The sequence below is a fragment of the Delftia sp. WSY_12 genome (assembly GCF_043104645.1).
GTDB lineage: Bacteria > Pseudomonadota > Gammaproteobacteria > Burkholderiales > Burkholderiaceae_C > Comamonas > Comamonas tsuruhatensis.
Map to the genome: position 1 here is coordinate 109,889 of NZ_JBICKW010000012.1, position 18,162 is coordinate 128,050.

At 63.1% G+C, this 18,162-nt stretch carries 20 protein-coding genes and 1 tRNA gene; 12 read left to right on the forward strand and 9 right to left on the reverse strand.

All coding sequences use genetic code 11. The features are described from left to right. Position 1 precedes the first annotated feature (1 nt). From pilV (ACF8LI_RS06055) to ACF8LI_RS06095, 9 genes are all read right to left on the reverse strand, one after another. Entirely contained in the window at positions 2 to 763 is a 762-nt protein-coding gene (pilV, locus tag ACF8LI_RS06055; protein WP_154833703.1) for a type IV pilus modification protein PilV, read from the reverse strand. Continuing rightward, a complete protein-coding gene (locus ACF8LI_RS06060) occupies positions 757 to 1,344 on the reverse strand; it encodes a GspH/FimT family pseudopilin (RefSeq protein WP_052947221.1) in 588 nt (195 codons plus the stop codon). The genes pilV (ACF8LI_RS06055) and ACF8LI_RS06060 overlap by 7 nt, the downstream gene beginning before the upstream one ends. A 249-nt stretch (positions 1,345 to 1,593) precedes the next feature. Then, positions 1,594 to 2,019, reverse strand: coding sequence for a type IV pilin protein (locus ACF8LI_RS06065; RefSeq protein ID WP_026062047.1), 426 nt, complete (start codon positions 2,017 to 2,019; stop codon positions 1,594 to 1,596). A gap of 8 nt (positions 2,020 to 2,027) precedes the next feature. Further along, positions 2,028 to 4,514: a pilus assembly protein gene (locus ACF8LI_RS06070; protein ID WP_392414744.1), complete on the reverse strand. Its 2,487-nt coding sequence runs from the start codon at positions 4,512 to 4,514 to the stop codon at positions 2,028 to 2,030. A 15-nt stretch (positions 4,515 to 4,529) separates the two neighbouring features. Continuing rightward, positions 4,530 to 5,294 carry a PilX N-terminal domain-containing pilus assembly protein gene (locus ACF8LI_RS06075; protein ID WP_392414743.1) on the reverse strand — a complete coding sequence of 255 codons (765 nt, stop codon included), beginning with the start codon at positions 5,292 to 5,294 and terminating at the stop codon, positions 4,530 to 4,532. Next, positions 5,291 to 6,166 (reverse strand): PilW family protein, encoded by an 876-nt coding sequence (locus tag ACF8LI_RS06080; RefSeq protein WP_392414742.1) that lies wholly within the window; start codon positions 6,164 to 6,166, stop codon positions 5,291 to 5,293. Before ACF8LI_RS06080 ends, ACF8LI_RS06075 begins: the two co-directional genes overlap by 4 nt. Further along, positions 6,163 to 6,801: a type IV pilus modification protein PilV gene (pilV, locus tag ACF8LI_RS06085; protein WP_392414741.1), complete on the reverse strand. Its 639-nt coding sequence runs from the start codon at positions 6,799 to 6,801 to the stop codon at positions 6,163 to 6,165. The genes ACF8LI_RS06080 and pilV (ACF8LI_RS06085) overlap by 4 nt, the downstream gene beginning before the upstream one ends. After that, complete coding sequence (locus tag ACF8LI_RS06090; RefSeq protein ID WP_016447717.1) at positions 6,792 to 7,355, reverse strand: GspH/FimT family pseudopilin; 564 nt, start codon at positions 7,353 to 7,355, stop codon at positions 6,792 to 6,794. The genes pilV (ACF8LI_RS06085) and ACF8LI_RS06090 overlap by 10 nt, the downstream gene beginning before the upstream one ends. 253 nt (positions 7,356 to 7,608) lie before the next feature. Continuing rightward, complete coding sequence (locus ACF8LI_RS06095) at positions 7,609 to 7,923, reverse strand: hypothetical protein (protein ID WP_203400510.1); 315 nt, start codon at positions 7,921 to 7,923, stop codon at positions 7,609 to 7,611. Between the two features lie 281 nt (positions 7,924 to 8,204). Between ACF8LI_RS06095 and rpsO the strand changes: the two genes are divergently transcribed. The 12 genes from rpsO (at position 8,205) to nuoF (ending at position 18,147) form a co-directional block, all read left to right on the forward strand. Next, the gene (gene rpsO / locus ACF8LI_RS06100; RefSeq protein ID WP_012206984.1) at positions 8,205 to 8,471 is read left to right on the forward strand and encodes a 30S ribosomal protein S15; all 267 of its coding nucleotides are present in this window, start codon (positions 8,205 to 8,207) and stop codon (positions 8,469 to 8,471) included. A gap of 206 nt (positions 8,472 to 8,677) precedes the next feature. Continuing rightward, positions 8,678 to 10,939 carry a polyribonucleotide nucleotidyltransferase gene (gene pnp, locus ACF8LI_RS06105; protein WP_017404092.1) on the forward strand — a complete coding sequence of 754 codons (2,262 nt, stop codon included), beginning with the start codon at positions 8,678 to 8,680 and terminating at the stop codon, positions 10,937 to 10,939. 119 nt (positions 10,940 to 11,058) lie between these two features. Beyond that, on the forward strand, positions 11,059 to 12,060 hold the full coding sequence (locus tag ACF8LI_RS06110; protein WP_016447714.1) for an NAD(P)H-quinone oxidoreductase: 1,002 nt from the start codon (positions 11,059 to 11,061) through the stop codon (positions 12,058 to 12,060). A gap of 2 nt (positions 12,061 to 12,062) precedes the next feature. Further along, positions 12,063 to 12,809: a triose-phosphate isomerase gene (gene tpiA, locus ACF8LI_RS06115; protein WP_017404094.1), complete on the forward strand. Its 747-nt coding sequence runs from the start codon at positions 12,063 to 12,065 to the stop codon at positions 12,807 to 12,809. Positions 12,810 to 12,867: 58 nt separating this feature from the next. Beyond that, positions 12,868 to 13,260: a preprotein translocase subunit SecG gene (gene secG, locus ACF8LI_RS06120; protein ID WP_016447712.1), complete on the forward strand. Its 393-nt coding sequence runs from the start codon at positions 12,868 to 12,870 to the stop codon at positions 13,258 to 13,260. 118 nt (positions 13,261 to 13,378) lie between these two features. Further along, positions 13,379 to 13,463 (forward strand) — tRNA-Leu (locus ACF8LI_RS06125). Positions 13,464 to 13,536: 73 nt separating this feature from the next. Continuing rightward, complete coding sequence (locus tag ACF8LI_RS06130) at positions 13,537 to 13,896, forward strand: NADH-quinone oxidoreductase subunit A (RefSeq protein ID WP_012206979.1); 360 nt, start codon at positions 13,537 to 13,539, stop codon at positions 13,894 to 13,896. A gap of 23 nt (positions 13,897 to 13,919) precedes the next feature. Then, complete coding sequence (locus ACF8LI_RS06135; RefSeq protein ID WP_012206978.1) at positions 13,920 to 14,399, forward strand: NADH-quinone oxidoreductase subunit B family protein; 480 nt, start codon at positions 13,920 to 13,922, stop codon at positions 14,397 to 14,399. 10 nt (positions 14,400 to 14,409) lie between these two features. Beyond that, positions 14,410 to 15,018, forward strand: a complete 609-nt coding sequence (locus ACF8LI_RS06140; RefSeq protein ID WP_026062051.1) for an NADH-quinone oxidoreductase subunit C — start codon at positions 14,410 to 14,412, stop codon at positions 15,016 to 15,018. Positions 15,019 to 15,050: 32 nt separating this feature from the next. Further along, positions 15,051 to 16,304, forward strand: a complete 1,254-nt coding sequence (locus ACF8LI_RS06145) for an NADH-quinone oxidoreductase subunit D (protein WP_016447710.1) — start codon at positions 15,051 to 15,053, stop codon at positions 16,302 to 16,304. Next, entirely contained in the window at positions 16,301 to 16,792 is a 492-nt protein-coding gene (gene nuoE / locus ACF8LI_RS06150) for an NADH-quinone oxidoreductase subunit NuoE (RefSeq protein WP_016447709.1), read from the forward strand. The genes ACF8LI_RS06145 and nuoE overlap by 4 nt, the downstream gene beginning before the upstream one ends. Next, positions 16,789 to 18,147, forward strand: a complete 1,359-nt coding sequence (nuoF, locus tag ACF8LI_RS06155) for an NADH-quinone oxidoreductase subunit NuoF (protein WP_016447708.1) — start codon at positions 16,789 to 16,791, stop codon at positions 18,145 to 18,147. Before nuoE ends, nuoF begins: the two co-directional genes overlap by 4 nt. Positions 18,148 to 18,162: the final 15 nt, after the last annotated feature.

An 18,162-nucleotide genomic window follows, 5' to 3' on the forward strand; every position in this document is an offset into this window, starting at 1 on the left:
TTCAGCCTGGGCAATAAACGGGTACGTTGCCATTTAACGATCCCATGGGGAAGGGGGTGCAGCGCTGGTTAGGTTGAATATATTGGAGGTGGCATATCAACCCATCTGGGCAGCTTATGCGGGCACTCCCTGTATTGGCTGGTGCAAATGGCTCGGTATATTTTTCATCGTTGCTTCCATCGGCTGCCTTGTGTTCCTTTTCATTGGCCTTCCAGGCAACCATTACACCCAGTTGTCGGCGGTTTTCAGCGGCGCTGTCTACCGCGCTGATAAAAATGGCCGCGTCTCCCTTGGGGAGAGTTGCTTTGACAGCCTCTTTCCATTGTTTGACGTCGTAGGCACCCATCTCCGACAAGGTGCATCCGTCTGTTGCGCACGTGCCTGTAGGTGTGTCATTCCAGGTGCTTTCATATGCACTCAGACTGCCCAGTCCATTAGGGTTGGCTTGAATTTTCTCGCTCAAATCCTCTATCAGTCGAATGGCTTGGGCGCGGTTGAGGCTGGTTTGGGTATCTGCGAGATTTCGCAGTTGCAAGCCGAGAATCCCAAGAATTCCCAACGACATCACGACAATGGCAACAAGAGATTCGATCAGGCTGATGCCGGATTGAATATTGGCCGCACGTATTGTTTTCATGGTGGTTCTTGGTACTGGTGCTGCATCGCAGATCTGCAAGCCATGATGGATATTCATGGAAAGCAAAGGAGGTAGCCCGATTTTGGCAACGCGGGATTGAAAGAAGGATTTTTTGGGATTCAGCATGTGCCATCCCCCGTATTCAATCGGCGGATCATTCCTCCTGCTGCCACGCAAAGCGTTGCAGCGGCCGAGTTGGTGGCATTTGAGCCTTGGGGGAAGAGGCGGAAATTGAAACTGCTGCTTCCGGCGCTGGCAAGCTGGCCCCAACGGTCCACCGTGATATATCCGTTGCTGCTTGCGAGATTGATTTCCAGCTTGGTAGGGGCAGAAGATGTCTGAAGCGTCAGTTCACCGGAGTCCTGGGTGGCGTTGTTGTTGGCATCGATAAAGACAGTCCAGCCGCAACCCCACTGTGTATTGGCGTCGGCCGCGGTGCAGCCATTGCCACTGGCGATCTTTTTGAGGACGATCTTTCCACCGCGCTTGATGGCTTCTGAGCGTGCGTAATAGAGGATGGACTGAAGGTCTTCGGTCGCTGCGCGTACACGCCATCGTTCGATGAGTGGCCGAAAGCTGGGTGCTGCCAACGCAGCCAGTATGGTGATGATGGCGATCACAACCATCAGTTCGATTGTGGTGAAGCCACGTGTGGCCAGCCTTAGTTGTTGGCTGGACAGGCTGGATGTGGGAGGGGCAGCGTACATTGGCGCATCCTAGATTTCTGGATGCGCGTTGGGAGTTCATTCCGGATGGATGGCTCAGGCAGCGGGATGAGTGGTGCGCTTTGTAAACCTCCGCTCAGTTCGTCTGGCAGTCACTTGCCGATTGCTGAGCGAGAGGGAGTGAAGGGGCGTAAATCTCCCAGTTAGACGCACTTGCTCGGATCTCCTTGGATCCTTGTGTCGCGGATGCGCAGCAACAGGTCAAGAAGCTGGCACTCTGAACTTGTAAGACTACCGCCCCCAGCACTCCACCGCAGTGGTATTCACACCCAGGCCGAGCGCATCACGCTCGCCCGTATGGGTCAGCGTGAAATCGCCACATCGGTCACCGAACTGGGAGCCGCGGCGTGTGGCGATCAGGGTATAGGTGTCGTCGTCGTGGCCGCTGGTTGACAGGAAGTCGATGGTGTAGCGCTTGCTGGAGTCGTGGGCCCAGGTCAGGTCTGCAGGCAGCTCGGTGGGGTAGGTGCCGTTGGCGGTGGCGGCGCGCTCCAGCCATTGCTGGGCCTGGAGCAGGCCGGCGCGGGCGTCGGCGCGGTGGACTGCGCGGATGTACTCGTTGTAGCTCGGGACGGCGACCGTGCCGAGGATGACGATGACGGCCACGACGATCATGAGTTCGATGAGCGTGAATCCTGGGGATCGAGGGCGGCGCATGTGGTGCCTCATTTCATTTGGCGCCAGCTGGGGCGCAGGGATTGCTCCGGCATGCGGGCGAGTACATTGCGGCGGCCTTCGGCGTCGTAGCCGATGGCGTGATGGCCTTTGTGGAGCAGGGCCTGGGATCCCCTGGCGACGCTTGCGCGCGAGACCTCCTCATCTGCCGTGCCGTAGACCCCATCGCCGTTGCTGTCCATCAACGGAACGCCGGGTCGCTTGCCATCCATGATGTTCATGAATGTCAGGAATTGGCGCTCCTCGCTCGCATTGCAGGCGTCGGGCGGGCTTGCGCTTTCGCCGGGGCGCCTGGGGGATCCGGCAGGTATCTGGCTGTAGATCGCGAGGATGTTGCTGCCGTCGTGGAAGCCCATTGGCTTGAGCAAGCGCTCGCCCGGCAGGGGCAGGTCCATGTACCAGCCTTTGTGCCGCGTCCAGTCGAGGTCGGTCGTGGAGTCAACGCGCCAGAAGCCTTGGCCGGCCGCCCCTGCCGGCTGATGGTTCACCGAGCGCCTGGCCAGTTCTCCGATGCCTGAAACGGGTGCCGCTCGCTGTCCGTCAGGCTGCCTGCAGTCCGAATCCTTGCCATCGAGGCAAGCTTGCACTCTGCCGTCCGCGAGCAGCCTGTAGCGGGTGCTGTCGAGGATGGAATAGATGCTCTGGACCGCTGTGTTGCCAGAATCCTGCCGCGTGATGTGGCGTCCGGTACCGAATGCCACCAGCATGCCGCCTGCCGTCAAGCGCTCGCGCCCTTCTTTGGCATTTTTGCTGGCCCTGCGCCGGTCATTGGCGCGTACGGAAGGAGGGGCGGTGATGGCTTGACGCAGGTTGCGAGTGGCCGATGGAGAACTGCCACCCCAGGCTGTGTACAGCGGCCGGCCGTCGAAGGCCACGCCCCAGCGGGAGGAGGCACCGCTGGCGATGAGAAATTTCCACAGATTGCCCTGGATGTCACCTGCGTAGACCACATCGGGCCGGCCGTCTCCATTGATGTCCACAAGGCGCGGGGCGGAGAGTCCGTTGCGGGTAGTCTCGGGGGTGGTGCCGGTTGGGGTATTGCCCGTGGCAACGAGGCGCAACAGCTCCTGGTTGCCATCGAGATACTGGATCAGCAACACGGGCCGCTGGTTGGTGCTGTGGTAGCCGTTGCCCGTCACCAGTGCCCAGCGGTTGTTGTTCAACTGCGTGATCTGAGTGCTGCGTTGCGGGTTGGCATCGTCCAGCACGGGCGCCGCCAAAATATGGCCCAGGTCCTTGTTTTCCTGGCAAGTGGCGCGCTGGCGCATGTCATCCAGGCTGGTGCAGTCGCCGGGATCGCTGTTGCGTGTCTGGGTTCGGTCAAGCAGGACCAGCGAGCTGGCACCGGACTCGCTGAAAGCCTCCGGATGGGTGATGTCCAGCACGAAGTAGCCCTTGGCTCCGGCGCCCGCCATGCCAGCCAGCACAGTGCGCCACTGCGAGGACGCAACGCTGCCCGAGGGGATGTCGCCGCTCATGACTGAGCCGTCCACAAAGTAGCGATGCCGGGCGTCATAGTCGGGGTCGGAAAGTCTTGCCAGTCCGGAGATCACGCCTCGTGGGATGTAGGCGATCTTTTCCCTGCCGTCGGTGGCCGAAAAGCCATGCAGCATGCCGTCATTGCCGCCTGCATAGATCATGGGCTGGCGTTTCTGCTGGGCGAGGGTATAGGCGGCATAGCCCGGCAGGGGCCAGTTGTCCACGGGATGACCGGTATGCCAGATCTGGGAGTTGACGATGTCGCCCTGGCGCGAGCTGCGCTGGCGAAAAGGACGGGTGGGGCCAACGCGCGGCGGTTGTCCCGGCGCTTCCATGCGGCGGTCGCCGCGTATGAAGTTGAGCCTGTGCTTGCCCAGGTTGTCTGCTCTTCCTTCGACATCGATGCCCAGGGAGGCTTTCTGCAGGTGGTCGAGTTCATTCCACTTGAAGGACACGCCTCTTTGCAGTCTGTCGCTCCAGGTCAGGATCAGACGGTCATTGATTGCCTGTTCGTCGCTGAGTGCATCCAGGTGGCCGGCCGTGGTTTTGCCTTGCCAGCCGGCTGTTGCGGTGAGGCTGCCATCGGCCTGGACGGTTTCTGCGCTGATCCAGCCGCTCCAGGCCGCTTTTGCGCTGTAGCGGGCGCTGAATATGTCCACGCCGGCCCGCGTAATCACGCTGCCGCTGGAGGCCATGGAGCTGCTGCGGCCCTTGGCATCTGCCTGTTGTCCGGCCGGGCAGTCTTCAATGGGCGCGGCGAATTCGGTGCCATCTGCCTGAACACTGGCAATTGGAGTGTCTGCCTCCAAGACCTGCTGGACCTGGATGGGTGCCGGCAGGCCAGGCTTTATCGTGACCTTGACTCGGGGCCCAAGCGACGACTGGGTCATATCCATTGCCTGGCTGTTTTGCGCGGCCAGGACTGCAGCGGCCATGGCTGCGGCTGTCGGCGCTGGCAGCAGGATGCGCCGGAGCCAGGGATGGCAGAGGTGGGGCATGTCAGGTGTCCTGAGTCAGTCGCGGTGTTTCTGCCGGGCGTAGGTCTGCTGCATCACCACTTGGGTGTTGCTCTTGCGGCCATGGGCAATGGCCGTGATGCGATAGATCACCTGGGGCTGCATGTAAAGGGCCAGTCGGGGTGAGCCGTTGGCGATGACGCCCGAGTTCCCTGCGTTGACGTCATAGGGCAGGATCTCTATCCAGTACCAGCCGCCCTTTCCTGCCTCACGATTTGCCAGGATGGAGTCGCTCTTTCCGCCAGCGATGGCGCCCGTGAACTGGCCGTAGCGTGCGCCGACGTCAGCGGCCGTCATCTGGCCCAGCGTGATCCCTTGGCCTTCGTCCGCGTTGTTCCAGAAGTCCTGAGGTCCCGTGCGCTTGGTGCACAGGCCATCGCGGCATCCAGTGGGTGTGGCCTCAGCGAGGCTGGCCAGCAGCAGGCCGACTTCCCCGGTTTCCCGGGGGAACTGTGTGATGCCTGCACCGCTGCGGCAGACGGATGACTGGCTGCTGCTGGCGGCGCAGGCGGCGCCGCTGGCCTGTTCGCCCCGAATATCCAGTTCGGCATCCTGCAGCAAGGCCTGTGCAGCCTCCAGGGCACGCTGGTAGTCGGCATCGTTGCCCACGAACATTTCGTTGAACAGTGCGCTGCGCGACGCCCACAGGGCGAGCAGCATGGACAGCATGACCAGGACCACCACGATGAACAGGGCGATGCCTTTTTGGCGCTGCGCTGCGCAGGTGTGGGCATGTCGCATGCCTGCAGCCTTGTGCGTCATCCGGCCAACCCCTGGCTGCGCAACTGGTACACGCTGCGAAAGACCATGTGCAGGCGCCGCGTCCTGGGCGCAGGCAGCGTGGCCATGTGGATGGATTCGGCCGTACCGTCGCTGTCGTCGCAGTCGGTATAGCTGCTGTTGGCGGGCATGTCGATGGCCTCGTTGCCGAATAGCACCAGGCAGACCTCGGCGCCGACGACGCGAGGCCAGTCCTGGCCTACGGCGGCTGCGTTGACATACTGGATGCGGGCGGCGCCCCCCGGCGCCTGGATCAGGTAGCGCACCTGGAAGTTGGCGACGTTCCTGGCGAGGGGCTGGGCACCCGCGGAGGGCGCTCCGGCGCAGCGCAGGGTGTTTTTACTGGCGTCCAGGACAAAGCGGCTCAGGATGAGGCTGTCGCTGTTGGTCTGCCCCAGGCAATTGCGCTGCAGTGAGGTCTCGATGGCCGATGTGTGCAGCGGCTGCGTGTAGTTGCTGTAGCCCACGGCGAGCTTGTATTGGGAGCGCCCGGGTGCATCGAGGCCCTGGATGGTGTCGTGCGCGGGGTTGAAGTCCAGTGCGCCCGCCTCGAATGCAACGGGGTCTGCCACGTGAATGGCTTCTGTTGCCCTCTTGTGTGATGCAAGAAGCAGCCGCAGGGACCCCGCCTGCCGGATCTGCCGGCCCATGACACGGAAGAGATGGGAAGCCTGCTGTTGCAACTGACTGGCATCGCTGACGGTGGCGGACACGGCGCGTGACGCCATGAGTGCGCCCATGGCCACGCCGATGATCAGCAGTCCCAGGAAAAGTCCGACCAGCAGTTCGACGAGGCTCAGGCCGCGTTGGCGCGGTCTGGCCGCAATGGCGGTGGCGATGCGATGGGGATTCATGGGCCTGCGCAGAAGAGCTGGACTGCGTTGTTTGCAAGGTAGGGAGCGCAGCGAGCGCTGAGTGCGATGTATTGCAGGTGGCAGGTTCTGCCTGCAGGACAGGCCATGGCCTGGTCGCCGTGCATGCGATCGCCATCGCCATCAAGCCCGATGGGGTCCTTGTAGTCGGCCTTGCCGGACTTTTCGTTCTCGCGCCAACTGATCATGATCCCCAGCTGGCGCCCGTTGCCGGCGCTGGCGGCTGCCTCGTTTCCTGCGAGGAAGACCTTGGCGGCCCCGCCTGGCAGCAGTTGGCGAACGGATGCCTTCCATCGTGCGAGGTGGTAGCTGGCCATTGCGTCCGGGCCGCATGCGGCGGCACTGCAGTCGGCGACGGATTCGGGGGCGTGATTCCAGTCGGAAACGTAGTGGCCGATCTGTCCGAGGGAGTTGGGGTTGGCGTGCGTGCGCTCGCTGAGGTCCTCGATCAGCCGGATGGCCTGGGCGCGGCGCACGCCGCTTTGGTTGTCGGCCAGGGTGCGCATCTGCAGTCCCAGGATTCCCAGAACACCCAGGGCCGTGATGACGGTGGCGACCAGGGTTTCGATCAGGGTAAAGCCATTGGGATGCCGATTGCGGGTACGTGTCAGGCGCATGGAATACCCTCCTGGCCGACCACCCGGATGCGTCCGCCGGACGAGACGCAAATGCCTTGGGTTGCGGCGGAAGTGATTCCGGCCGGAGATGGCGCAATGGCGAAACCCATGGCGGTGAGTCCGCCCAACTGACCCCAGCGGTCCACACTGATGATGGAGGCAGACCGGGAGCGGGTGACGAGGGTGCGGGCGGGCGTGTCGAAGCGCTGCAGCTCCTCCTTGGGATCCCAGTGCCTGTTGCCATTGCGGTCGGCGAACACCACCCAGCCGCAGCCCCAGTCGGCGTGCTGCGCCGCCAGGGTGCAGCCCTTGGTGCCTTGGGGCAGTTTCTGGATGAAAACGCCGCCACCGCGCCGCACGGCTTCGGAGCGCGCGTACTGCAGCGTCGATTGCAGGGCCTCGACGGTCTGGCGAACACGCCAGCGCTCGATGATGAGGTTGAAGCTGGGAGCTGCCAGCGTGGTGAGCACGGCGAGGATGGCGACGACCACCATCAACTCGATGGCAGTGAAGCCTTCGGCGCCCGGGCGAGCCTGAGGCCTGGTCGATGACATGTCTTGAATCCCTCCCCGTCGATTGGCTTGCGCAACGCTGGTTGTTGCTGCTTGTTTCGTGCGCCGCTCAATCTATTGGGGTTGTTCGTGCATGTCTTTCAGACCAATCTGTTTCTTTGGTCAAAAAATAGGAGTTGTGCCGTGAATGGGGCTGAATTCAGGCGTGCAGAGGTGCGAAAAAATCCAATGATGGCAAGGCTTTGCCGGATTTTTGGGTATTCGAGGCCGGCCTAGGACTGTTTCTGGGAGCGTGTCAGCGCTGGCGTCTGCCCGGCGGCTGCCCGGTGTATCCGGCGCATGCTCCGGCGTTGTGCCTGCCCTGGCATTCGCGGTAAAGCCGCTTGTCGCGTTGCTCGGGCGACTCGTCGGAGCTGCTGCGCTGCGTCGGCACCCGGACCCGCTGCCCGCCCTTTTTGCGCGTGGAGCCTTGCGCAGCCGATGCGTCGGCGCGGTGGGACGCAGCCTGGGCAGGCAGGGCCAGGCCCAGGGCCGCGACCAGGCAGAGCAGGGCGCATTGCCGCCACTGCGCTTGTCGGGTCGATGGAATGAATGAAAAACGCACTGCCATGGCGTGGCCCTCCCTTGGTGTATGGAATGCCTGCGCACCACATATCCGTGCTTCGTGACGGCATGCCTGTGGCGCGGGCTTTGCGGGATTCTGGGCGGGCAGCAGGCCGAAGTGGCAAAGGGCTGCAAATCAGGTGTGGATACCGGTCCGGGCGTGCTTGTTATAATCCCAGGGTTTTGCATGGTGCAAGACGCACGTCGGGGCCTTTCCAGTCCCGGCGCAAGTAACCAAGGCTGCCTCCTTGCTTTTGTCTTTGAGGCGCCAATTTCCAAGGAAAAAAAATGATCGCATCTTCCGTGAAGGCTGAAGTCGTCAAGTCCAACGCACGCTCTGCCAACGACACTGGTAGCCCAGAAGTGCAAGTGGCCCTGCTGACCGCACGCATCAACGAGCTGACCCCTCACTTCAAGCAACATGCCAAGGACCACCACGGTCGTCGCGGCCTGCTGCGCATGGTGAGCCGCCGTCGCAAGCTGCTGGACTACCTCAAGTCCAAGGACGCTGATCGCTACACCGCACTGATCGCCAAGCTGGGCCTGCGCAAGTAAGCACGGTGGGAGATCGAAACGCCTGAGTTAGCCTGTCTAGCTCAGGCGTTTTTTACTTCGGAGAAAGCAAGACAGAGCGAAGCTGTGTCATTCCATTGCTGCGGATTTGATAGCAAGAAATCCAGCAATGGAATGGCATCGTGTTCTGAATTGCTCTCCATCATGGCCGGATGAGTGCATCTGGCCAACATTCCCTAGGAGCAACAATGTCCATTTTCAACAAAGTCACCAAGACCTTCCAGTGGGGCCAGCACACGGTCACCATGGAAACCGGCGAGATCGCCCGCCAGGCTTCCGGCGCCGTGCTGGTCAACATCGATGACACCGTGGTGCTGGCCACCGTGGTGGCGTCCAAGCAGGCCAAGTCCGGCCAGGACTTCTTCCCGCTGACCGTCGATTACATCGAGAAGACCTACGCCGCAGGCAAGATCCCCGGCAGCTTCTTCAAGCGCGAAGCCAAGCCCAGCGAACTGGAAACCCTGACCAGCCGCCTGATCGACCGTCCGATCCGCCCGCTGTTCCCCGAAGGCTTCTACAACGACGTGCATGTGGTCATCCACACCGTGTCGCTGAACCCCGAAGTCGATGCCGACATCGCCGCCCTGATCGCCACGTCGGCCGCCCTGTCCGTGTCGGGCATTCCGTTCAACGGTCCCATCGGTGCCGCCCGCGTGGGCTACATCAATGGCGAGTACGTGCTCAACCCCGGCCAGACCCAGCGCAAGGATTCGCAGATGGATCTGGTCGTGGCCGGTACTGAAGCTGCCGTGCTGATGGTGGAGTCCGAGGCGCAGCAACTGCCTGAAGACGTGATGCTGGGCGCCGTGGTCTTCGGCCACGAGCAAGGTCGCATCGCCATTGACGCCATCCATGAACTGGTGCGCGAAGCCGGCAAGCCCGTCTGGGACTGGGTCGCTCCCGCCAAGGATGAAGAGCTGATCGCCAAGGTGGCCGCACTGGGTGACGAAGCCCTGCGCGCGGCCTACCAGATCCGCAACAAGCAAAGCCGCACGCAGGCCTGCCGCGAAGCCTACGCCGCCGTGAAGGCCGGCCTGACGGCCCAGGGCGTGGAGTTCGACGGCGTCAAGGTCGAAGGCATGCTGTTCGACATCGAGGCACGCATCGTTCGCAGCCAGATCCTGGCCGGCGAGCCGCGCATCGACGGCCGTGACACGCGCACCGTGCGCCCCATCGAAATCCGCAATTCCGTGCTGCCCCGCACGCACGGCTCGGCCCTGTTCACGCGCGGCGAGACGCAGGCCCTGGTCGTGTCCACGCTGGGCACCGAGCGCGACGCGCAGCGCATCGACGCGCTGGCCGGCGAGTTCGAGGACCGCTTCCTGTTCCACTACAACATGCCTCCCTTTGCCACTGGCGAAGTGGGCCGCATGGGCTCGACCAAGCGCCGCGAAATCGGCCACGGCCGTCTGGCCAAGCGCGCCCTGGCGGCCTGCCTGCCCAGCAAGGAGGAGTTCCCCTACACCATTCGCGTGGTGTCGGAAATCACCGAGTCCAACGGCTCCTCGTCCATGGCCTCGGTCTGCGGCGGCTGCCTGTCGATGATGGATGCGGGCGTTCCGATGAAGGCCCACGTGGCCGGTATCGCCATGGGCCTGATCAAGGAAGACAACCGCTTCGCCGTGCTGACCGACATCCTGGGTGATGAAGATCATCTGGGCGACATGGACTTCAAGGTGGCTGGCACCACCAGCGGCATCACTGCGCTGCAGATGGACATCAAGATCCAGGGCATCACCAAGGAAATCATGCAGGTCGCCCTGGCCCAGGCCAAGGAAGCGCGCATGCACATCCTGGGCAAGATGCAGGAAGCCATGGGCGAAGCCAAGGCCGAGATCTCGTCCTTCGCTCCCAAGCTGTACACGATGAAGATCAACCCCGAGAAGATCCGTGACGTGATCGGCAAGGGCGGCTCCACCATCCGTGCACTGACCGAAGAGACCGGCACGCAGATCGACATCGGCGAAGACGGCACCATCACCATCGCTTCCAGCGATGCCGCCAAGGCCGACGAAGCCAAGCGCCGCATCGAAGAGATCACGGCCGAAGTCGAAATCGGCAAGATCTACGAAGGCCCGGTCACCAAGATCCTGGACTTCGGTGCTCTCGTGAACCTGCTGCCCGGCAAGGACGGTCTGCTGCACATCAGCCAGATTGCCCACGAGCGCGTGGAGCGCGTCGCCGACTACCTGCAGGAAGGCCAGATCATCAAGGTCAAGGTCATGGAGACCGACGAAAAGGGTCGTGTCAAGCTGTCGCTGAAGGCGTTGACCGAGCGTCCTGCCGGCATGGAGCGCAGCGAGCGCCCCGCGCCTGCCGAGCGTGAGTTCCGCCAGCCGCGTGAGCCCCGCCAGCAACGCGAGTACCGCGAGCCGCGTGAACCTCGCGAGCCCCGTGAAGGCGGTCGTCCGGCTGCCGAGGGCGAGCAGCAACAGCAACAGCAGCAGTAATGCCCGGCAAGGCCGTTCCCCAAAAAGGGGGTGGCCTTGCAGGTGCATGCGGTGACTGGAAAAAGCGCTGACCTGTTCAGCGCTTGTGGCATTTTTGACAGGGATTGCGAGGTCGAAAAATGGAAAAGCAAATCATGCGTGCCGTGGAACTCACGGACTTTGGTGGTCCCGAGGTCTTGCGCCTGGGCGAGCGTCCGCTGCCCGTGGCCGGCGCGCAGGAGTTGCTGATCCAGGTCTCGGCCAGCGGTGTCAATCGTCCTGATGTGTTGCAGCGCAAGGGGCACTACGCCCCGCCGCCCGGTGCCTCGGATCTGCCCGGGCTGGAAGTGGCCGGGGTGATCGTGTCGGGTGACGACGACGCCATGCGGCTGGCAGGCCTGCGCGTGGGCGACCGCGTGTGCGCGCTGCTGGCCGGTGGTGGCTATGCGGAGTACTGCGTTGCGCCAGTGGCCCAGTGCCTGCCCATCCCGGCGGGGCTCAGCGAGGTGGAGGCTTCGGCATTGCCTGAAACCTTCTTCACCGTCTGGAGCAATGTGTTCGATCGCGGCGCCTTGCAGGCGGGCGAAACCCTGCTGGTGCAGGGCGGCAGCAGCGGCATTGGCGTGACGGCCATCCAGTTGGCCAAGGCGCGTGGCGCCACGGTCATCGTGACGGCTGGCTCCGATGCCAAATGCGCCGACTGCCTGAAGCTGGGCGCCGACCATGCCATCAACTACCGTACCCAGGACTTTGCCGCGGAGGTGCAGCGCATCACCGACGGCAAGGGCGTGGACGTGATCCTGGACATGGTGGCGGGCAGCTATGTGGCGCGCGAAGTGCAGAGCCTGGCCGAGGATGGCCGTCTGGTCATCATTGCGGTGCAGGGCGGCATCAAGGCGGAGTTCGATGCGGGCCTGGTCCTGCGCCGTCGCCTGCTGGTGACGGGCTCCACGCTGCGTCCGCGTCCTGTCGCCTTCAAGGCGGCCATCGCCCAGGCGCTGCGGCGCGAGGTCTGGCCGCTCATCGAGGCAGGCGGTATCCGCCCTGTGATTCACAGCACCTTTGCTGCCGCTGATGCCGACAAGGCGCACGCGCTGATGGAGTCGAGTCAGCACACCGGCAAAATCGTTTTGACGTGGTAACCATGAAGAAGAAACTCATCGTCGGCAACTGGAAGATGAATGGCAGCCTGGCTGCCAATGCCGTGTTGCTCAAGGCCCTCAAGCAGGGGCTGCCCGAAGGTGGAAATGCGGGTGTGGCGGTGGCCGTGCCGGCCGCCTATCTGGCCCAGGCCCAGGCCGAGCTTGCAGGGTCGTCCATTGGCGTGGCTGCGCAGGATGTGTCGCAGCATGACTCGGGCGCCTACACGGGCGAGCTTTCGGCTGCCATGCTCCAGGATTTTGACGTGCGCTACACCTTGGTGGGGCACTCGGAGCGTCGCCAATACCATGGTGAAACCGATGCCGTGGTGGCCTTGAAGGCGCAGGCTGCGCTGGCCAAGGGCGTCACGCCCATCGTCTGTGTGGGCGAAACGCTGGCAGAGCGCGAGGCGGGGCAGACCGAGGAAGTCGTCAAGCGCCAGCTGGCAGCCGTGATCCATCAGGTGGGGCAGTGCATCAGTGAGCTGGTCGTGGCCTACGAGCCTGTCTGGGCCATCGGCACCGGCAGGACCGCAACACCCGAGCAGGCGCAGCAGGTGCATGCCGTGCTGCGCGCCCAGCTGGCGGCTGCCAGCCGGCAGGCTGACCGCATCCCCTTGCTCTACGGCGGCAGCATGAATGCCTCCAATGCAGCCCAGCTTCTGGCCCAGGCCGACATTGACGGTGGTCTTGTGGGCGGGGCGTCGCTCAAGGCGCCGGATTTCCTGACCATCATCGCTGCGGCCCAGTGAGCCGGAGCAGTTTCTCCATTCGCTTTTTTAGCTCTCGCGTTACTAGTAGGTACAACCAATGAATGCATTCGCAAGCGTGATCCTCGCCGTCCAGATGCTGTCGGCACTCGGCATGATCGGCCTGATCCTGATCCAGCACGGAAAGGGCGCCGACATGGGCGCCTCGTTCGGCAGCGGCAGCTCCGGCAGCCTGTTCGGTGCCTCGGGCAGCGCGAACTTTCTGTCGCGCTCCACGGCAGGCCTGGCCACGGTGTTCTTCGTGACCACGCTGGCGCTGGCCTATCTGAGCAATGCGCGTCCCGTCAGCTCGGGCAGCGTGCTGGAAGGCGCGGCCCCCATCACGGCACCGGCTCCCGCCGTCCCTGGCGCTGCTGGCGAAGTGCCTGCTCCTGCGGCAGGTCAGGCGCCTGCTGCCGGTGCTGAAGGCGCGGCCCAGATCCCCACGAAATAATTTCGAACAAAGCCCTCGGTCCTCCTGGTCCGAGGGTTTTTCAGAGTAGAATCTAGAGATTGTTCGGTAGGCGGAATCTTTGCAACGAAGATAAAGAGCCAGCCGAAATCGAGACGTAGCCGTCGTGGTGAAATTGGTAGACACGCTATCTTGAGGGGGTAGTGGCGAAAGCTGTGCGAGTTCGAGTCTCGCCGACGGCACCAAGATATAACTAAGAGCCTGCCCTGCTGATCAGGCTGATCGGTGCGGGCATGCCTTTCAAGGTAGCCGCACACGATGAACATCGACCAGTATCTTCCCGTTCTCTTGTTCATTCTCGTCGGCATGGGTGTCGGCGTAGTCCCCCTGGTACTGGGGTATGTGCTGGGTCCGAACCGGCCCGATGCCGCCAAGAACTCTCCCTACGAATGTGGCTTCGAGGCCTTCGAAGACGCGCGCATGAAATTCGATGTGCGCTACTACCTCGTCGCCATCCTGTTCATCCTATTTGATTTGGAAATCGCCTTTCTGCTGCCCTGGGCCGTTGCGCTTCGGGACGTGGGTGGGGCTGGTTTCGCCGCTGTCCTGATTTTCCTGACCGTTCTCGTCGTGGGCTTTGTCTACGAATGGAAGAAGGGTGCGTTGGACTGGGACTGATGCGGGTTCACTAAGGAAACACGATGATCGAAGGCGTGATGAAGGAAGGCTTCATCACCACGAGTTACGACTCGGTGGTGAATTGGGCCAAGACGGGCTCGCTGTGGCCCATGACATTTGGTCTGGCCTGCTGCGCGGTCGAGATGATGCACGCTGCGGCGGCGCGTTACGACATTGGCCGCTTTGGCTCGGAAGTCTTCCGTGCCAGCCCCCGCCAGTCGGACCTGATGATTGTGGCCGGCACCCTGTGCAACAAGATGGCACCCGCCATGCGCAAGGTCTATGACCAGATGTCCGAGCCCCGCTGGGTCATCTCCATGGGCTCGTGCGCCAATGGCGGCGGCTACTACCACTACAGCTATTCCGTGGTGCGTGGCTGTGACCGCATCGTGCCGGTCGATGTCTATGTGCCTGGCTGCCCCCCCACGGCGGAAGCCCTGATCTACGGCATCATCCAGCTGCAGCAGAAGATCCGCCGCACCCATACCATCGCTCGCGTCTAAGGGCTAGATGATGACTGCTATTGCGATTCACCCCGAAGTGCTTCGGGATGTGGTGGCTGCTGCCTTGGGCGACAAGGCGCGCAGCGTGACCGTGGCCCTGGGCGAGGTGACGGTCGAAGTGTCCGCTGCCAACTATCTGGAGGCCATGCAGGTTCTGCACAGCGCCCCGGATTGCCGGTTCGAGGTCCTGGTGGACCTGTGTGGCGTGGACTATTCCACCTATGCGGAAGTCGGCCGCGAAGGGCCGCGCTTTGCCGTGGTGTCCCACCTGCTGTCGATCAGCCTGAACCAGCGCCTGCGCGTTCGCGTCTTCTGTACCGACGACGATTTTCCGGTGGTGGCTTCGGTCACTCCCATCTGGGCCGGCGCCAACTGGTTCGAGCGCGAGGCGTTCGACCTGTTCGGCATCGTCTTCGATGGCCATGACGACCTGCGCCGCATCCTGACCGACTACGGCTTCATCGGCCATCCCTTCCGCAAGGACTTCCCGCTGTCGGGCCATGTGGAGATGCGCTATGACCCCGAACAGCAGCGCGTGGTGTACCAGCCGGTCACCATCGAGCCCCGCGAGATCACGCCGCGGATCATCCGCGAAGACAACTACGGGGGCCTGCACTGAAGGCGCTGCAGGCGCCTTTTTGATGGACGACCATGGCTGAAATCAAGAACTATTCCCTGAACTTTGGTCCGCAGCACCCGGCAGCGCACGGCGTGCTGCGCCTGGTGCTGGAGCTCGACGGTGAAGTGGTGCAGCGTGCAGACCCGCACATCGGTCTGCTGCACCGCGCGACGGAAAAACTGGCAGAGAGCAAGACCTACATCCAGTCGCTGCCCTATATGGACCGGCTGGACTACGTGTCCATGATGTGCAACGAGCACGCCTACTGCCTGGCCATCGAGAAGCTGCTGGGCATCGAGGTGCCCATTCGCGCCCAGTACATCCGCGTGATGTATTCGGAGATCACCCGCATCATGAATCACCTGATGTGGCTGGGCTCCAGCGGCAACGATGCAGGCAGCTCCACGACGCTGATCTATACCTTCCGTGAGCGCGAAGACCTCATGGACATGTACGAGGCGGTCTCCGGCGCGCGCATGCACGCGGCCTATTTCCGTCCGGGCGGCGTCTACCGCGACCTGCCCGACACCATGCCGCAGTACAAGGCCAGCAAGGTGCGCAATGCGCGCTCGGTCGAGGTCATGAACCGCAACCGCCAGGGCTCGCTGCTGGACTTCATCGACGACTTCACGCAGCGCTTTCCCAAGTGCGCCGACGAGTACGAGACCCTGCTGACCGACAACCGCATCTGGAAGCAGCGCAACGTGGACATCGGCGTGGTGACGGCCGAGCGTGCCATGAACCTGGGCCTGACCGGCCCCATGCTGCGTGCCTCCGGCGTGGCCTGGGACATGCGCAAGTCGCAGCCCTACGAGGTCTATGACCGCATGGACTTCGACGTGCCCGTGGGCAAGACCGGCGACTGCTACGACCGCTACCTGGTGCGCGTGGCCGAAATGCGCCAGTCCAACCGCATCATCAAGCAGTGCGTGGACTGGCTGCGTGCCAACCCGGGCCCGGTGATCGTGGACAACCACAAGATCGCCCCGCCGCCGCGCGAAGGCATGAAGTCCAACATGGAAGAGCTGATCCACCACTTCAAGCTCTTCACCGAAGGTTTCCGCGTGCCCGAAGGCGAGGCTTACGCGGCCATCGAACACCCCAAGGGGGAGTTCGGCATCTACATCGTGAGCGACGGGGCCAACAAGCCCTACCGCCTGAAGATCCGTCCGCCGGGATTCGCCAATCTGTCCGCCATGGACGAACTGTGCCGAGGCCACATGCTGGCCGACGCCGTGATGGTGCTGAGTACCCTGGACATCGTGTTTGGAGACGTTGACCGATGATTACCGAAGCGACCAAGGAGCGCTTTGCGCGCGAGGTGGCCAAGTACCCGGCCGACCAGAAGCAGTCGGCCGTGATGGCCTGCCTGTCCATCGTGCAGCAGGAGCAGGGCTGGGTCAGTCCCGAGAGCGAGGCCGTGATCGCCGAGTTCCTGGGCATGGCCGAGATCGCGGTGCACGAAGTCACCACGTTCTACAACATGTACAACCAGCGGCCGGTGGGCAAGTTCAAGCTGAACGTCTGCACCAACCTGCCCTGCCAGCTGCGCGACGGCTACAAGGCGCTGCACCATCTGGAATCCCGCCTGGGCATCAAGATGGGCGAGACCACGCCCGATGGCATGTTCACGCTGCAGCAGTCCGAGTGCCTGGGTGCCTGCGCGGATTCGCCGGTGATGCTGGTGAACGACCGCTGCATGTGCAGCTTCATGAGCAACGAAAAGCTCGACGAACTGATCGACGGCCTGCGCGCCGCGGAGGGCAAGGCATGAACGCCGCCGCACAATCGGTCCTGGCCAGGTTTGCCGCTTCGGGCAGCGAGACCTGCTTCCACGACCGCCACATCAATCCCCAGATCTATGCCGATCTGACCGGCGCCAACTGGTCCATCAAGGACTACGAGGCACGCGGCGGCTACCAAGCGCTGCGCAAGATCCTGGGCAAGGACGGCAGCGAAGGCCTGACGCAGGATCAGGTGATCGCCACCGTCAAGGAGTCAGGACTGCGCGGCCGCGGCGGTGCAGGTTTCCCCACGGGCCTGAAGTGGAGCTTCATGCCCCGCCAGTTCCCGGGCCAGAAGCACCTGGTGTGCAACTCGGACGAAGGCGAGCCGGGCACCTGCAAGGACCGGGACATCCTGGTGCACAACCCCCACATCGTGATCGAGGGCATGATCATCGCGGCCTACGCGATGGGCATCTCCCTGGGCTACAACTACATCCACGGCGAAATCTTCGAGGCCTATGAGCGCTTCGAGGCCGCGCTGGAGGAAGCCCGCGCTGCCGGCTACCTGGGCGACAACATCATGGGCAGCAGCTTCAGCTTCCAGCTGCACGCGCACCATGGCTTCGGCGCCTATATCTGCGGCGAAGAGACTGCGCTGCTGGAGTCGCTGGAAGGCAAGAAGGGCCAGCCGCGCTTCAAGCCGCCGTTCCCGGCCAGCTTCGGCCTGTACGGCAAGCCCACCACCATCAACAACACCGAAACCTTTGCGGCCGTTCCCTGGATCATCCGCAACGGCGGTGCTGCGTACCTGGAGTGCGGCAAGCCCAACAATGGCGGCACCAAGATCTTCTCGGTCAGCGGCGACGTCAACCTGCCCGGTAACTACGAAGTGCCGCTGGGCACGCCCTTCAGCAAGCTGCTGGAGCTGGCGGGCGGCGTGCGCACGGGCCGCAAGCTCAAGGCCGTGATCCCCGGCGGATCGTCCTCGCCCGTGCTGCCGGCCGACATCATCATGGAATGCACGATGGACTACGACTCCATCGCCAAGGCCGGCTCCATGCTGGGCTCGGGCGCCGTGATCGTGATGGACGACTCGCGCGACATGGTCGAGAGCCTGCTGCGCCTGTCCTACTTCTACCAGCACGAGTCCTGCGGCCAGTGCACTCCCTGCCGCGAAGGCACGGGCTGGCTGTGGCGCGTGGTCAACCGAATCGAGCACGGCGAAGGCCGTCCTGAAGACATCGAGCTGTTGGACTCGGTGTCCGTGAACATCATGGGGCGCACGATCTGTGCGCTGGGCGATGCGGCAGCGATGCCGGTGCGCGCCATGATCAAGCACTTCCGCCACGAGTTTGAAGCGAAGATCCAGAACGCTTCCAAGCAGACGGTCCACGCCGCCTGATCGCGAGAAAAGCAT

Bases quoted from the DNA above. Each gene is read 5' to 3' on its own strand.
- ACF8LI_RS06075 (WP_392414743.1), bottom strand. From the start codon at position 5,294: ATGACGCACAAGGCTGCAGGCATGCGACATGCCCACACCTGCGCAGCG.
- ACF8LI_RS06140 (WP_026062051.1), top strand. From the start codon at position 14,410: ATGACTGCTATTGCGATTCACCCCGAAGTGCTTCGGGATGTGGTGGCT.
- ACF8LI_RS06060 (WP_052947221.1), bottom strand. From the start codon at position 1,344: ATGTACGCTGCCCCTCCCACATCCAGCCTGTCCAGCCAACAACTAAGG.
- secG (WP_016447712.1), top strand. From the start codon at position 12,868: ATGAATGCATTCGCAAGCGTGATCCTCGCCGTCCAGATGCTGTCGGCA.
- nuoE (WP_016447709.1), top strand. From the start codon at position 16,301: ATGATTACCGAAGCGACCAAGGAGCGCTTTGCGCGCGAGGTGGCCAAG.
- ACF8LI_RS06145 (WP_016447710.1), top strand. From the start codon at position 15,051: ATGGCTGAAATCAAGAACTATTCCCTGAACTTTGGTCCGCAGCACCCG.
- ACF8LI_RS06110 (WP_016447714.1), top strand. From the start codon at position 11,059: ATGGAAAAGCAAATCATGCGTGCCGTGGAACTCACGGACTTTGGTGGT.
- nuoF (WP_016447708.1), top strand. From the start codon at position 16,789: ATGAACGCCGCCGCACAATCGGTCCTGGCCAGGTTTGCCGCTTCGGGC.
- ACF8LI_RS06135 (WP_012206978.1), top strand. From the start codon at position 13,920: ATGATCGAAGGCGTGATGAAGGAAGGCTTCATCACCACGAGTTACGAC.
- pilV (WP_392414741.1), bottom strand. From the start codon at position 6,801: ATGCGCCTGACACGTACCCGCAATCGGCATCCCAATGGCTTTACCCTG.
- pnp (WP_017404092.1), top strand. From the start codon at position 8,678: ATGTCCATTTTCAACAAAGTCACCAAGACCTTCCAGTGGGGCCAGCAC.
- ACF8LI_RS06070 (WP_392414744.1), bottom strand. From the start codon at position 4,514: ATGCCCCACCTCTGCCATCCCTGGCTCCGGCGCATCCTGCTGCCAGCG.
- ACF8LI_RS06130 (WP_012206979.1), top strand. From the start codon at position 13,537: ATGAACATCGACCAGTATCTTCCCGTTCTCTTGTTCATTCTCGTCGGC.
- ACF8LI_RS06090 (WP_016447717.1), bottom strand. From the start codon at position 7,355: ATGTCATCGACCAGGCCTCAGGCTCGCCCGGGCGCCGAAGGCTTCACT.
- ACF8LI_RS06080 (WP_392414742.1), bottom strand. From the start codon at position 6,166: ATGAATCCCCATCGCATCGCCACCGCCATTGCGGCCAGACCGCGCCAA.
- tpiA (WP_017404094.1), top strand. From the start codon at position 12,063: ATGAAGAAGAAACTCATCGTCGGCAACTGGAAGATGAATGGCAGCCTG.
- ACF8LI_RS06065 (WP_026062047.1), bottom strand. From the start codon at position 2,019: ATGCGCCGCCCTCGATCCCCAGGATTCACGCTCATCGAACTCATGATC.
- pilV (WP_154833703.1), bottom strand. From the start codon at position 763: ATGCTGAATCCCAAAAAATCCTTCTTTCAATCCCGCGTTGCCAAAATC.
- rpsO (WP_012206984.1), top strand. From the start codon at position 8,205: ATGATCGCATCTTCCGTGAAGGCTGAAGTCGTCAAGTCCAACGCACGC.
- ACF8LI_RS06095 (WP_203400510.1), bottom strand. From the start codon at position 7,923: ATGGCAGTGCGTTTTTCATTCATTCCATCGACCCGACAAGCGCAGTGG.